This is a genomic window from Leptospira kemamanensis (assembly GCF_004769665.1).
In the GTDB taxonomy this organism is placed as follows: Bacteria; Spirochaetota; Leptospiria; order Leptospirales; family Leptospiraceae; genus Leptospira_A; species Leptospira_A kemamanensis.
Window position 1 is genome coordinate 1 of the sequence record NZ_RQGG01000018.1, and the last position, 13,794, is coordinate 13,794.

Below are 13,794 nucleotides of genomic sequence, written 5' to 3' on the forward strand. Positions count from 1 at the left end.
TTGATTTCCTCACGTAAATCCAATTGGTTGGTAATGGATTTTAAATCGTCTTTTGTTTTACGAGCAATCACCTAGGAAAAAGTAAAATGGATGTAAAGAATATTTGAAGAAATACTTGGAGATCCAATTTTTTAGAATGGAACAAATGATATATAGAATAATTACAAATACAGTATAAAAATAAATAACTTCTTGTGTATGTGCAATTATCAAAGACATAAGTTCTTAAAACAATCGCATAACAAACATGAATCGAGCCTCTGCTTTCTTAAACACAGGCAACTCGATTCAAATTCATTAGTAACGGAAAAAAATTACGATACTTCTTATTCGTTATTCCTCATCCCACGAGAGATATAGTCATATAAAAATTCACCTGTAATCACACCAGGGATGATGACTTTTTGGGCGCCGTCTGCCACTAACTTCTTTGCTTCCCCTGGTTCATCACTCGTCAAAATGATCTTTGCGTTCGGTGCCAATTTACTCAAAGTGGAAAGCAAACGGTTGTTGTTGGTTCCTTTGAGAAAAGAATCGGAGATCGTACAAATCACCATCGAAGCATCATGAAGCCCGATATGAGATAAGGAATCAGGGTGAGCAAGGTCTGCATACGCCCATTGGAATCCTTTGTTTGTCAGTTCTTCTTTGAAAGCTGGATTGTAGTCAGCAATGATGATCCGTTTGATGAGGGAGGGAGACAGGTCTTCTAAGTATTCCACAAAGGCACGGGCAATGCGGAAGTATCCAAGTACAATGATATCACGCACCATTCCATCGCCATGACCGCCGTGACCCGCTTTGTCTGCTTGGCTTGCTTCTTCTGTTTGGTCTGAGATCCCTACACGAGCGAGTAATCGTTCGAACGTGGCAGCAATGTTATGGTTAAACATGATGATATAAGTGGACAATACGGATGCGATGATCGTAGAAGTTAAAATCACTGCTTGAAGTTTTGGTGTGATGTGTTCAAAACCAGCACCTAACGCTAAGATTACGAGTGAAAATTCAGAAATTTGGGCAAGGTTCAGTGCCGTGAGGAAACCATTGCGAACCCCTTTGTTCAGTTTGATGATGACTGGGGCAATGGTGATCATCCGAACAAATAACATCAGGGCGATGATGGCAGCAGAAAGTCCGATCACTTCTAAACTAGGAAGAGGAACTTTTAGTCCAAGAGCCACAAAAAAGAGAGTCACAAAAAAATCTCGGATCCCAATGAGTTTGGAGATGACATCGGCTCCGTAAGGGAAAGCAGCAATACTCATACCCGCAACGAGGGCACCCATTTCTTTGGAAAGTCCTACTTTTCCGGCGATCCCACAAACTAGAAAACACCACATAATCGATGTTAGAAGGATTAATTCAGGGCTACTGGCACAGGCTTTGTAAAGTTTTGCTAAAACATATCGGCTGACACTGAAACTAAAAGCAATGAGTAAAACGATGATACCGACAGAAGTGAGGATTTTTAAAATTTCAGGGTTGTTTAGGTTCGGTTGGACCCCCATAAACAAAATGGCCCAAATGTCTTGGAAAACTAAAACCCCTACGGTTAATTTACCAGAGAGTGTGTTGATCTCCACTTTGTCTTGTAATAACTTAACAACGATTAACGTAGAACTGAGGGATAAGGCAACGGCAATGTAAAGAAGGTCAAATTTTTCAGATCCGATGGATAGGCCAAAAAAAGGAAACACGGAATATACAAAGGCAACGGATAAAGTGAATTGTAAGATACCGAGTGTGAACATCGCCTTTCCCATTTTGGCGAGTTCGGCAAGATTGATTTCAAGACCAATGATGAAAAGTAAAAGGATGAGTCCAATTTCGGAAATGAGTTCGATACTTGCTTCGTTTGTGACCAATTCAAATCCCATCTCTTTTCCGAGCATGGCACCACCGATAATATAACCTAAGATTAACGGTTGTTTGAGAACGCGAGCAATGTGGCTCAAAACTGTAGCAAATATAATACTGAGACCAATGTCTTGTAAAAGTGACTCTTCCCCGTGCATAGATACCTTCTTTAGGGAAAATTTTAGGAATTCAGTGAGATGTGAAAGTCGTTTTTTTTTCTACAAAAGAATTACGACTAAGGATTGGGAGAAATTTGCAAAATGGATGCTGTGGATGCTTGTAAATTGGCAACGGCAACGTGATGATCGTACAATGCCTTAATTTCACGCACTGCCGCTTCCGCACTCGTCTGTTCTCGAATATTCACAAATAAGAGAGTAGAATCCCCTAGAGAAAATCGTTCTCGTTCCATCTCTTCTAATTTTCTAGCAAGTTCTACCTCATTTTGAGTGACAGTCACTCGTTTTGCAGAGGCGATCACTTCTGAAATTGAATCCTGCACTTCGGTTTTAATTTTGTCTTTTGAGAACTGCAGTTCTTGGTCGAGTTGTGCGATTTTTGCTTCCGCTGCTCCAATCATCCCGCGGGGTCTTCTTGTTTGGATGGGAAGGTTGAGAACTAGTGAAGCTTCGAGTTCTGGTTTTGCTTTGGTGACAGAACCTGGTCCAAAGTCTTGGGAACCTGCGACCACTAAATCCACTTGCGGTTTGAGAGCGTTGTAACCCATATCTTGGTCCACACGCGCTTTCTCTCGTTTGAATTCATAGTCTTGGATTTCAGGTCGGAACTTCCATGCAACTTTGATGCTTTTGTCGAGTTCCAAACCTTTGTAGTCGATGGGTTTGGGAAATCCAATGGGCAATCTGTCCGTTGTTGGAAGGATTAAATTTCCATCAGCTGCTCGTAAGAATAATGATAAATCAATTGCTGCTTTTTGCATCTCTCTTTCAGCAGAAACAAATTGTGATTCCCTTTGCAAAATGGCACGATCGTTTTCGGTTCCTTCCATTTTAGGAAGATCACCTAACTTGATTCTTTGAGTAATCTGTTGTTGTCTGTTTTTTGCAATCTCTAATAGGTCTTTGTTGACTAAGTATTCTTGTCCGCTGGCAACCCATTTCCAATATCGTTTAGTAGCTTCTTTGATGACTTCGATTTTTAATTTTTGGATTGATAGTTCGGCAAGTTTGCGATCGATATCTGCTTTGCGGAGATCTGCTCTGTTTTTATCGATCTCTCGGTTACGCATAAGGGGAACAATGGCACCAGCTCTCACTTCTCCATAATCATTGGTTTGTCTTTTGCCATCATACACAGGAAAATTTCCACGACCAATTCGGTATCCCGCAAAAAAAGATGTACCTCCGAGAGGAGTGGGTTTTTCGAACACAGTGTCCGCTGCATTGTTTGTATAATAACCAACTGGTTTGGTTGTACCCATGGATTTGAATTGTAAATCAAAGGCACCTTCGGCGGCTAAATAATTGTATTCTGTTTCTGTTAATAGTTTTTCGGCAGCAAGAACCAGAGGATACGATTTCTCAACTGACTTGAGTAATTCCGCAAGAGTTAACACTCCTGGTTGTTGGTTGAGATAATCTTGAGTATAGATATTGGGACCATGTAAGGATTCGAAGGGATCCTTGGTGGGATCCGCTTCCAGTATAAAAGAAAAAAACATCCCAAATGGGCATAATAACGCAAATAAAAATGAATTTATATGCGTTTTCATTTTCCTTTATCTCCTCCACCATTTTCATCTAACAATGATTTCATTTCAGGATCATCCATTGGTAAATTTGGTGGGAAGTCATTAAACCTTCTCCACAATTCATACCCAACACTCACACGATTGAGAAAAATCCAACCCTTGGCTCTGACACCTTGTCTTAAGTAACGACTCGATGGCCATTGGCGATCATCGCGGTCAGGGATCACTAAGACACGGAAATTACCAGATCCATTATCAGTGATGTCCACAAGTTTGACAACACCACCAAAGGTTCCAACGGCAGTCTCTGGCCAACCGCTGATTTGTAAAACAGGATACCCTTGGAATTGTAACCGAACTTTTCGTCCTTCTCCCACTAAGGGAATGTCGTTCCCTGAAATGAAAAGTTCCACTGCTTTGTCTTCGGCATCTGGGACAAGGATCGCAACTCCATCTCCTTCTTTTACTTGTTGTGTATCAGGATTGACCAAAATTCGCATAATGGTTCCATCCCTGGGAGCAAATACTTCTTGGTTTTCTTGTCTAGATAATCTGGCTTCTAGTTTGGGAAGTTCTTCTAGAACACGAGCGACTTCGGACTGGGCTGAAGCAAGGGACGCTTGGGCATCATTGATTGATGCTTCTGCGTCTTGTTGGACTTTGCCTGTATCACTATTTAACGCTCGTTCCTCTTTGACTGCGGCATCTAGCGTTGCTTTGGCACGGTCAAGTCCAGTTTCCGCATTGGCATGATCCAGTTCTGCAAGTTCCAAAGTACGTTTGGAAGTTAGGCCTTTTTCCCATAATTGTTTTTGTCGGTCTAAATTGAGATTTGCTGTTTTTAATGCGGCCTTTGCTGCATCTACTGCTTGTTCGCTGGCACGAACTCTGTCTTTTGCCATCATTCTACGAGAATCAGCGGCACTGACAGCACTTCCTTTCGAGGAACGTAAACTGATGATCCTAGAACGGATGTTATCTTCTCTGGATCGTGCTGCTTCGAGTCGTTGCAAGAGAGCATTTCGTTCTTCACGAATCCTGGAAATAAAGTTGGGATCGTTGTCAGAGATATCAATGATGGGATCTCCCTTTTTAACTCGGGTTCCTTCATGGACATGCCATTTGACCACTCGTCCACTGATGGGTGATTCAATTACTTGTTGGCGATCTAGTGGCGCATATGCAACGACACGACCAAAACCCATCGTGGTTTGTTGCCATGGAACATAGAGTAAAATGAGGACACTTAAGAAAAAAATAACAGTGAGAATGTACGCTAAACTTTGTGCAGGTAAGGCCGTTTGCACCAACCGATACGAAGGTAGGTTTTTTCTGAGTTTCCATTTAGGTGATATATTCGTTTTCATATAGTTTATGAATTCACCTTTAATGAATGAGAATCATCTTCCAATCGGAGGATTTGGTCCATCTGTCCTAAAATGACTGGTGACTTGGACACAATGAACACAGTCCTTTCCCGATTTTTTTGGAGTAAGAGTTTTAAACAAGAAGTTAACAAAGGAGGAGGTAGTTGGTCTAACACCCCATCAATGAGTACAAGTTTTGGATTTCCAATCAATGCACGTGTTAATGCCAAAATGGTAGATTGAACATTGTCAAACGGATGCCCGAAGGTCAGAAGTTGAGTATGAATCCCATGTGGTAAAGTTTGGATGATCTTCCAAAGGCCTAGTTGGTCCAAGAAGTCACGGATCGTGATGAGTGAAATTTCTTCCCTGCCTACGCGTATGTTTTCTAAAATTGTGCCTTCAAAGATCTCATTCCCTCGGACTAGAACTGTATGGGATTGGATCTGTTCTTTGGAAACTTCATGGATATTTTGGTGGTTGTATTCGACAAGCCCGGAGTTAGGTTCACGAAGCCCACTAATCAAATCGAGAAGGATATGCGCATCGTATGGAGTATTGGATGTGATACCAATTGTTTTTCCTGCTTGGACTTTCAAATTGAATTGATTGAAAATTTTATGGCCATTGGCGAGAGAATAATCAATTCCTGAAAGTTGCACATGGATAGCACCATTGGGAACTTCAAACGGAACAGTTTTAGCAGCTAGGGTTGGTAAGTGGAATACCGAATTGATTTTATCAACGGCCGCAATCAAACTATAAAAACTATCGAGTTGTTTTCCAAATTTAGAAATATCACTTAGAACTTTTGCAATCACAAGTTCTGCTGCAACTAACTGACCAATTGTTAATTGCCTATGGATCACTAAGTATCCACCAATTCCGAGTACGATCGCACTGGCTAACGCCTGTATACCGACAAGTCCAACAATTTGTTTGATAAAAACAGAAAAGTATTTTTTGCGAGCAAAGAGGTAATCTCGAATGATCGAATCTGCTCGTTCGATCGCAAAATGTGATCCGAAAGTGGAATGGAATAACGCAGAGTGACGGGAAATTTCTTCAAGCCAAGCTGCTACTTTGTATTTCTCTTTGGAAATCTTGATATAGTTTTCAGAAGCAGGTCTACCCAATTGGTAGATCACAAGATACCCTCCCACAAACAAGATGAAAAGGGAAAACACAATGAAAATGGGGTGGTAAAATGAAATCAGGACAAAACCAATCACAGTGGTTAAGACCACTGCCAAACCATCAACTAACAAAGAGTGGATGGATTTTTGGATGGTCATGGTATCAAAAAAACGATTCACGAGTTCTGGATTGTGATGTTTGTCTAAGGCATCTTGCCGAATTCTTGGAAATCGAATGGCAAATTCAGTGGCGATCCGAACAAATACACGACGTTGTAAAATCTCGACCACATAAATTTGGATGGTTTGCATGGCTCCTGCAAATCCTAAGAAAAAGACAACTAAAAATGTTAAGATGATGACGGGTTGTAACAATACTCCAAAGGCAACTATGTTGACGAGGGATGATGTTGCTACTGGGACAACGAGGGAGAGAATCCCAATACCGATACCATAGATCACAACAATCCATACATCTTTTGATTCAATGCGAATCAGATGATAAATCTGTTTCACTGCATTTTTTAATGCAGAAGAAGTTGAGTAGACTTCTTTTGGTGATGAAAAAGCAAAAGTTGGTTCTGCAACAATCCAATCAACAAGATCTTTGGAAGATTTAATTTCAAATAATTTGAGTAAGTCTTTTTCTGAAATCCATTCTTCTTCTGAGATGTGATCGTGAAGTGGTTTCACTAAATAGGAAGAAGCATGGTAACCAAGAACGGCGTAAATTTCAGGAAGCCCAAAGTCTTTACTTTTGAGTTGGAATAAAAAGGGAGCTTCACGAGTAATATAACTTCGGATTTCCAATATGGATTTTTGGACAAAGTTGAGTTTGATTTGGTATTGGTGCGAAGCCGCAATCAGGTAATCTAAAAACTCCAACTTCGCTTCATGAGGAAATTTGCTTCGTAGGGAACGAAATCCTTCGATGATTTGGCTTGGAAGGGTTTGGATGCTTAATGACTCAGATAAAAAGTCTAAAATCGACTGCGCCAGGGATTCTCCTGTCGAAAGCCGTATGGGGAGTTCCGTCTCCTTTGCATGAAAGAGCTGGTATCGGAAATGGCGTACCAACGATTTTAATAATTTTAACATGTGAATTTTATTTCGTGCTTTAGACTCCTCTTGACAAAACTTTGTTTTGGTTTTTATTTCAGTCAGTAGAGGTTTCTATGAAAATTTTTTATTCTATTTTAGCACTATTCATTATCGGCACCTTCGGGTCAATTGAAGCAGAAGAAAATTGCATTTATGAGTACGATCCTTCCCAAACAAGTCTGGAATGGACAGCGTTCAAATTTACGGAAAAAACAGGTGTTAAAGGTAAGTTTGATTCTATTCGAGTGGTGGGCAAAACCAAAGACAAATCAAAGTTTGGTGTTGCAAGTAAAATGTTATTCCAAATCGACTCCTCTTCCGTAAATTCTGCCAATCCAGATCGGGATGCGAAGATCAAAAAGTTTTTCTTTGGATCCGTAAAAGGTAACCAAAAAATTACTGGGAAGTTCACTCAGATTTCTTCGGGAGAAACGGGAACAGCAAAATTACAACTTCAATTCGGCAAAACAAAGACTTCGATTCCAGTGAATTTTGTTTGGAAAGAAGACACAGTGGAAGTAGTAGGAACAGTTGATGTCGCATCACTTGGCTTAACACAAGGATTGGCAAAATTGAATGCAGAGTGTAATGACTTACACAAAGGTGCAGATGGAGTGAGTAAACTTTGGCCAACTGTGGATGTAAAAGTTGTTTCCACTTTGAAAAAAGTTTGTAAATGAAGTCAAAGACTATCAATGTTGAATAACAAACACTATACGGAAAGAGGATTTCATGCTTCATGTTACCTGTAGAAACAAAAAGACTATCAGCAAATGAGTTAAACGAATTTTTCGAACTCATTCGTGTATTTGAGGATGTGTTTGAAATGAAAGAGTTTCAAATGCCAAATCCATATTATCTCCAATCCCTGTTGGCGCGTGATGATTTTTTTGTGTTTGTTTCGAAGATAGAAGGAAAGGTAGTTGCTGGTCTCACGGCCTACCTTTTGCGACAATATTATTCCGAAAGACCACTCGTTTATATATTTGATTTAGCTGTGCAAACCAAATGGCAACGAAAAGGAATTGGTAAAACATTAATAGAGTCGATCAATTTCTACTGTAAGGAACAAGGCATGGAAGAAGTATTTGTCCAAGCTGATGTGGTAGATGATTATGCCTTGGAATTTTACAAATCGACAGGGGGACACCCTGAAGATGTGGTTCATTTTACTTATCCGTTGAATTGAATCAAAAATAAAATCAAAGGTTGTCGCTTTTTTCCTGTGTTGCCCGATTACTAAATCATTCCACGTCTATGCCAACAGAATTTAAAATTTATAATGATTCAAAGGAATTAGAGGACACCGCTTATATTGAATTTTTGCCAGGGAGATACAATGGCAAATGTTGGAATGAGAATTCGATTTTTATGGACGAAACTACGTTTTCTATTTTTGAAGATCTCATCGAGTCGATTTTAGAAGGGTATGATCATTATGCATTCAATGAACTTCCCGAAACAAAAATTCCGAACCTTCTGCATTTGTTAGAACAAAGGAAGATCGAGATCTACAATGAAAGATTATATACCTTAACTCCTACAACCTATTCAGAAGTTCAAAAAGAAAGGATCGTAACTTTGATTTTAGCAGATAAAAAAGCAGCAATGGAAGTATTAGATACATTGATTGTTTGGATTCAAAATATGCATAAACAAAATATACCCTTGTCAATTTTAGGAATATAAATTTGAAGCGAAACCAAGATTACATTAAAAATATTTTCATAATTGTTTGTTTTTCTTTCTTCGGAAGTTTACACTCAGAAACAAATACAATTGTGTATGTGAAAAAAGCGGATAAGAAGTTATCCGTTGTGAAAGCAGGAAAAACCATTCTCACAATTCCGATCTCACTTGGTTTTGAACCAGAAGGTCCCAAACGGGAAGAAGGAGACGGAAAAACTCCTGAAGGCACATATACGATTGATTACCAAATTCCTGAATGGGATTATTACAAAGCATTACACATTTCCTACCCCAACAAATCACAGTTAGAAGAAGCGAAAAAGAGAAACGTAAAAGCAGGCAGTGGGATTCTCATTCACGGGATGAAACGCCATTGGAATTGGTTTGGCCATTTACATACATATTTGAATTGGACACATGGTTGTATGGCAGTGACCAATGAAGAAATGGATCTGCTGTTTGAAATGGTTCCCATTGGTTCCAAAATCATAATCGAACCATAATTCATATTGAAACAATGGAAAACAAGATGATCCGTCTCAAAAAAATAAAATATATATTCATCCTCATTCTATTTATTTTTCATTCAAACTGTTTGTGGAAACAGATTGGGAATGGATATACCACAAAAGCAAAAATCCCTGTTTATGGAAAACCGGATGTTGCCAGTCAGGTTTTATTTGAAATTCCAAAAAATTCAGATTTTTTGATTATCGAAAAATTGTCAAATAAGGAAACGAAGTTAACGAACGATTGGTGGAAAATCAAAAAAGACAATCGTGTCGGTTATATAATTGATAAAAGAGACTATGCCAATTTGATCTTTTTACCTTTGCAAAAACCGCAATTTGGTTTGGTTGCGGCTACATCCTTATTTTTAAGAAGTGAACCGAATGTGGAAAGCAAAGCGATCGAAAAATTAAAAACAAAAGATATAGTTGAGATATTAGAAGAAAGTCCTTCTACCATTTCCGTGAATGGAAAACAGGGAAATTGGATGAAGATAAAAGCAAAATCACAAAACATCGGATATGTTTTTTCACCTTATATTGTAATAGGAGATACAGAAGAAATTCTAACAACACTATCTGATTTTGAAACAAAGGAATCTGGTTGGGTGTATGTAAAAAATAAACCCGGTTACGTTCATCAACTCTACAACAAAAAACTAGTAAAAATTAACAATGAACAAGTTGAGGAAGATCAATTTTATTATGTGAAATCAAGGTATGTCACCAAAGAAGGAAAGGTATTCTTTCGTGTGATCAAACAAACATCAAAACAAGATGATTGGTATTCTGAAATTGAAACGACTGTTTTAACCGATTGTTATTTGCCTGCAGAGTCCGTTGTATTATCGAATAAGTTTGCCTCTTTGTACTCGAAGATTCGAATCAACGATAAATTGGAAAACCGAATCTTTGAATATTTAAGTAAAGATGTGGATTACGATATTGATCCAGATATTACATCAATAGAGACTTTTCAATGGAAAAAAAATCAATATTATATGATAGCAACGACATTTAAGTATGAAGAAGAAGCGTGTATTGGGTGTTTTTTAGCAGAATCAAAAAACATTGTTTTCGTCCTAAAGGAAAAAGGAAATTCCTTCGAGACAATTTTTCAATCCGCAGGGCGTAGGAGTGCGGATTTAGAACCATATGCGAATCCTCCAAGAGTTGTCATCAATACAAGTCCAATGCCGGAAGGGGATGATGATCCTGGTGCGATTGATTCAGATACGTATGAATTAAAAGGTGATAAGTTTGTGTTTATGGGTAGAAAAAGGAATTAGAGAATCTAATCGAAACGTGAATTCAAAAAATTGACTTTTCTATTTTGAACGGATTTCAAATTGATACTATTCAGCTAACAAATGCAAGGTGTCAAAATTGTTATCCTGTAATTTAAAAAAGCAGGTATTAGCATTTGGTCTTTCGTTTATCGAATTGTCGCAAACACATTGGTCCAGTAGTGCGAATAACTAGCGTTTGCGTTGATTCCGTCGCGTGCTGTATAACCAATTCCTACATGAGTATAATTGCAATTCTCCATATTGGAACGGTGGCCAGAGGAATTCCACCACTGCTCAAATGTCCCTTCGGCGGAGGATACACCTGCAGCAATATTTTCACCAGCCCCAACATCCAGACCTTCTGCTTTCACACGCGTGGTTGGAGTGGAACCATCTAAACCAGTATGAGAAAAGAAATTGAAGCGCACCATGTTGTCGTTGTGTTTTTGTGCGGCAATGTTCAAAGCTCTATGTTGGGACGTGGAACCAGAACATTGAGAAGCATTTAAGAACGTTAGTGTAGTTCCATTCGAGAGAGTGTAAGATCCATTCCTTCTGTAAGATTCCAAAATATTATAAAACTCTAATGCTTTTCCAGACAATTGACCCGAAGAACTCATAGCAAGGGCAGCGATTCCTAGCAGGTTTGTTTCTTTATTTTCGGTTTCCTTTTTTTGGCTTTCACATTCTGTTTTTAAAGTTAAGGTATCAACAGGACATTCTGCTATATTTTGGATGCAATTGCTAAAAGAGAAAAGGAAAGTCAGTAACGGGATAAGGTATGAAAAATGCTTCATGAATACAGTTTCGAAAATGGAAGCATAAAAGTCACCTTACAATGTTTTTGATAATGTTACATTTGTGTTACCTGAGATGATCCGCTAAGTGTTTGCCCGTTTCCAAATATGTTTTTAAATTGGAGAGAACACTAGGCCAACCATTCGAAATTCCGTTGAACATTTGTGGGTCTAAACCTTCATGGTTGACTGCCAATCGGACAAGACCATCTGCATAATGGGAAATTTCAAAAGTAACTCGTGAATGTATGGATTCATCATTCATTTCATTTGGTCGTGCCCAAGAAATCACCAACTTATTTGGAGGATCAACTTCCAATACCTTACCAACGAGGTCAACGGTCCTATCTTCATCCATTCTTACATGTTTCCAAACAGAACCAACTTTCCACTCCGACACATTGGTATGAGAAGGATTTTTTGACAATGGATCTGACCAATATTTTTTTGTCACCTCGGGATCGATGATTGCATTCCATACCTTTTCAGGTGTACTAAGAATATAAGTCACATAAACAAAGTTAAGTGATTCCATTGTTATCTCCTTCCAATTGTGATTTTAAGTCGTGTAAAAAACTCAAACGATTCTCCTCAAATTTTCTCACCCAACGAGCATACACCTCGTAAATCGGGACGGGGTTTAAGAAATGAAGTTTTTCACGTCCTTTCCAAACCACCGTAACCAAATTTGCATCGATTAACATTTCGATGTGTTGGGTAGCCGATTGCCTTTGCATATCGAGTTGTGCACAAAGTTGGGAAAGTGTTTGGCCATTTTCTTTGCAAAGCAAATCGAGAACCTTTCTCCGGCTCGGATCCGCCATCGCTTTGAAGACCAAATCTGTTCCTATCGCTTCCTTGGGCATTGGAAGTAAATATGCAGTAAAATACCTGCATGTTAACAAAATTTTGTAAAAATGGAGAGGGAGGCTGGCAAAGGAAGGATTGGATACTAGAATTTGGTAAGGGAGAAGGGGTGGAGAGTGGATAGGGGGCATGAGGGAATTATGTCGCATTGGGGTTGGTTGGTTATGGCGAAAGGGGAAACTAAAGGTAATAATCTATTAACATAAGTTAGGTGGTATGGAATCACAATATGGAATGATTGTTTGGTTTCAATCTGATTCTCTGTTTCAGAATGAGTTTGTTGTTTTGGAACACGAGGAATACATTGGAAAAAATTAAATCCTCCTTTAACGATTGTTTTATTTTTGTTTCATTCTATTGAAAGGATTTTTTTATGTAAGGAATCTATATTCTTGTTCCTCTGATCAAGTTCCAAATCTGACCGAAGTCGTTTGTATTTTGAATGCATACTCTTTTGTTGGAAATTGATCCGGAGATAGACAAACATGGGAACTGAGTTGAAAACCACTAGAAATTGAAAATGCAATCAAAACTTGGAACGAAATGAAACATTTTATACTCTCCATCTTCTTACTCTTCTCTATATTCTCTGAATTATATGCTTTAGAATCAGAAAAAACAACTTCCTATCCTCTCAATCTCCAAGTTTTCTATCGAAGGAATTCTTCTTTCACCAATACATTTGAAGAAAGTATCTATACGAAAACATTTTCAACTTATATTGAGGATAAAAGAAAAGATCCGATTGTTTCTTATGACATAGGATTTAGAAAAAAAATAACAGAGAGTAATTTCTCTTTTGATGTTGAATTCTCTGAATTGAAAAAAGGAGGTTATCCCATCGCAATGATCAATTGCTCCCGCGTAACCTCTGCATGTAATGATTATAGCATCCCATCGGGTACGTATTACCGTTCTCAAGTTCGATCGATAGTCAATTATGAGGTGATACCCAATGTGTTTCGACTTTCAGGGGGAATCCGATACATACGATCAGAATTGTCCGATGGATATATTTATTCTTATTCCTTAAATTTTGGACAAAAATATGCAGGTCCTGAATTGGGTTTTGAGGTGGAGACACCCAAATTTTGGAACTTCAATTTGAAGTTCAATTATTCTTACTTTCTATTGGGAGGTAAAATCAATTATAGCTATGCAACTCCAAGTAGAACTGGGGAAAATGGATACATTTCTTTTTTATCAGAACCAACAACTAAGTATTATGGGCAACAAATAGGGTTAAAATTAAATTATTTTATCGAAGATCACTACTACATCTCTTTGGGAATTTCCAATGTGAGTGCAAAAGTACGAACCAATAGCATCAACATCTATTCGCAAGACATAGAATATGATAATTTCATAAATACTAAATTTAGAACGGTTTATGGAAATTCTTTCCGAGAAAATATCAACAATGTGTATTTTGAACTTGGACTTCTGATCTAAAAAGAAATTTTGTAAA

13 protein-coding genes are annotated in these 13,794 nt (G+C 38.4%); 6 read left to right on the top strand and 7 right to left on the bottom strand.

The annotated features are described in order from the left end of the window. Window positions 1-326: 326 nt before the first annotated feature. The 4 genes from EHQ59_RS06800 to EHQ59_RS06815 all read right to left on the bottom strand — a co-directional run bounded on the left by EHQ59_RS06800 (window position 327) and on the right by EHQ59_RS06815 (window position 7,172). The gene (locus tag EHQ59_RS06800) at window positions 327-2,018 is read right to left on the bottom strand and encodes a cation:proton antiporter (protein WP_135618607.1); all 1,692 of its coding nucleotides are present in this window, start codon (window positions 2,016-2,018) and stop codon (window positions 327-329) included. A 77-nt stretch (window positions 2,019-2,095) separates the two neighbouring features. Continuing rightward, window positions 2,096-3,592 (bottom strand): TolC family protein, encoded by a 1,497-nt coding sequence (locus tag EHQ59_RS06805; RefSeq protein WP_135618609.1) that lies wholly within the window; start codon window positions 3,590-3,592, stop codon window positions 2,096-2,098. Further along, the gene (locus EHQ59_RS06810; protein WP_135618611.1) at window positions 3,589-4,938 is read right to left on the bottom strand and encodes an HlyD family secretion protein; all 1,350 of its coding nucleotides are present in this window, start codon (window positions 4,936-4,938) and stop codon (window positions 3,589-3,591) included. The genes EHQ59_RS06805 and EHQ59_RS06810 overlap by 4 nt, the downstream gene beginning before the upstream one ends. A gap of 5 nt (window positions 4,939-4,943) precedes the next feature. Continuing rightward, complete coding sequence (locus EHQ59_RS06815; RefSeq protein ID WP_135618613.1) at window positions 4,944-7,172, bottom strand: ABC transporter transmembrane domain-containing protein; 2,229 nt, start codon at window positions 7,170-7,172, stop codon at window positions 4,944-4,946. A gap of 77 nt (window positions 7,173-7,249) precedes the next feature. On the opposite strand from EHQ59_RS06815, the gene EHQ59_RS06820 reads away from it, so the two are divergent. From EHQ59_RS06820 to EHQ59_RS06840, 5 genes are all read left to right on the top strand, one after another. Beyond that, window positions 7,250-7,855 (top strand): YceI family protein, encoded by a 606-nt coding sequence (locus tag EHQ59_RS06820; RefSeq protein WP_135618615.1) that lies wholly within the window; start codon window positions 7,250-7,252, stop codon window positions 7,853-7,855. A gap of 59 nt (window positions 7,856-7,914) precedes the next feature. After that, window positions 7,915-8,364 carry a GNAT family N-acetyltransferase gene (locus tag EHQ59_RS06825; protein ID WP_135618617.1) on the top strand — a complete coding sequence of 150 codons (450 nt, stop codon included), beginning with the start codon at window positions 7,915-7,917 and terminating at the stop codon, window positions 8,362-8,364. A 68-nt stretch (window positions 8,365-8,432) separates the two neighbouring features. Further along, the gene (locus tag EHQ59_RS06830) at window positions 8,433-8,864 is read left to right on the top strand and encodes a hypothetical protein (RefSeq protein WP_135618619.1); all 432 of its coding nucleotides are present in this window, start codon (window positions 8,433-8,435) and stop codon (window positions 8,862-8,864) included. 2 nt (window positions 8,865-8,866) lie between these two features. Continuing rightward, complete coding sequence (locus tag EHQ59_RS06835; RefSeq protein ID WP_244245425.1) at window positions 8,867-9,367, top strand: L,D-transpeptidase family protein; 501 nt, start codon at window positions 8,867-8,869, stop codon at window positions 9,365-9,367. A 26-nt stretch (window positions 9,368-9,393) separates the two neighbouring features. Next, window positions 9,394-10,662, top strand: a complete 1,269-nt coding sequence (locus EHQ59_RS06840) for an SH3 domain-containing protein (protein WP_167481390.1) — start codon at window positions 9,394-9,396, stop codon at window positions 10,660-10,662. Between the two features lie 146 nt (window positions 10,663-10,808). Here the strand turns inward: EHQ59_RS06840 and EHQ59_RS06845 are convergent, their stop codons facing one another. From EHQ59_RS06845 to EHQ59_RS06855, 3 genes are all read right to left on the bottom strand, one after another. Further along, entirely contained in the window at window positions 10,809-11,459 is a 651-nt protein-coding gene (locus EHQ59_RS06845; RefSeq protein WP_135618623.1) for a CAP domain-containing protein, read from the bottom strand. A gap of 67 nt (window positions 11,460-11,526) precedes the next feature. Next, entirely contained in the window at window positions 11,527-11,994 is a 468-nt protein-coding gene (locus tag EHQ59_RS06850) for an SRPBCC family protein (RefSeq protein WP_135618625.1), read from the bottom strand. Continuing rightward, complete coding sequence (locus tag EHQ59_RS06855; protein WP_135618626.1) at window positions 11,981-12,325, bottom strand: ArsR/SmtB family transcription factor; 345 nt, start codon at window positions 12,323-12,325, stop codon at window positions 11,981-11,983. Before EHQ59_RS06855 ends, EHQ59_RS06850 begins: the two co-directional genes overlap by 14 nt. A 544-nt stretch (window positions 12,326-12,869) precedes the next feature. On the opposite strand from EHQ59_RS06855, the gene EHQ59_RS06860 reads away from it, so the two are divergent. Continuing rightward, a complete protein-coding gene (locus EHQ59_RS06860) occupies window positions 12,870-13,778 on the top strand; it encodes a hypothetical protein (protein WP_135618628.1) in 909 nt (302 codons plus the stop codon). Window positions 13,779-13,794 lie beyond the last annotated feature (16 nt).

Bases quoted from the DNA above. Each gene is read 5' to 3' on its own strand.
- EHQ59_RS06800 (WP_135618607.1), bottom strand. From the start codon at position 2,018: ATGCACGGGGAAGAGTCACTTTTACAAGACATTGGTCTCAGTATTATA.
- EHQ59_RS06805 (WP_135618609.1), bottom strand. From the start codon at position 3,592: ATGAAAACGCATATAAATTCATTTTTATTTGCGTTATTATGCCCATTT.
- EHQ59_RS06810 (WP_135618611.1), bottom strand. From the start codon at position 4,938: ATGAAAACGAATATATCACCTAAATGGAAACTCAGAAAAAACCTACCT.
- EHQ59_RS06815 (WP_135618613.1), bottom strand. From the start codon at position 7,172: ATGTTAAAATTATTAAAATCGTTGGTACGCCATTTCCGATACCAGCTC.
- EHQ59_RS06820 (WP_135618615.1), top strand. From the start codon at position 7,250: ATGAAAATTTTTTATTCTATTTTAGCACTATTCATTATCGGCACCTTC.
- EHQ59_RS06825 (WP_135618617.1), top strand. From the start codon at position 7,915: ATGTTACCTGTAGAAACAAAAAGACTATCAGCAAATGAGTTAAACGAA.
- EHQ59_RS06830 (WP_135618619.1), top strand. From the start codon at position 8,433: ATGCCAACAGAATTTAAAATTTATAATGATTCAAAGGAATTAGAGGAC.
- EHQ59_RS06840 (WP_167481390.1), top strand. From the start codon at position 9,394: ATGATCCGTCTCAAAAAAATAAAATATATATTCATCCTCATTCTATTT.
- EHQ59_RS06845 (WP_135618623.1), bottom strand. From the start codon at position 11,459: ATGAAGCATTTTTCATACCTTATCCCGTTACTGACTTTCCTTTTCTCT.
- EHQ59_RS06850 (WP_135618625.1), bottom strand. From the start codon at position 11,994: ATGGAATCACTTAACTTTGTTTATGTGACTTATATTCTTAGTACACCT.
- EHQ59_RS06855 (WP_135618626.1), bottom strand. From the start codon at position 12,325: ATGCCCAAGGAAGCGATAGGAACAGATTTGGTCTTCAAAGCGATGGCG.
- EHQ59_RS06860 (WP_135618628.1), top strand. From the start codon at position 12,870: ATGAAACATTTTATACTCTCCATCTTCTTACTCTTCTCTATATTCTCT.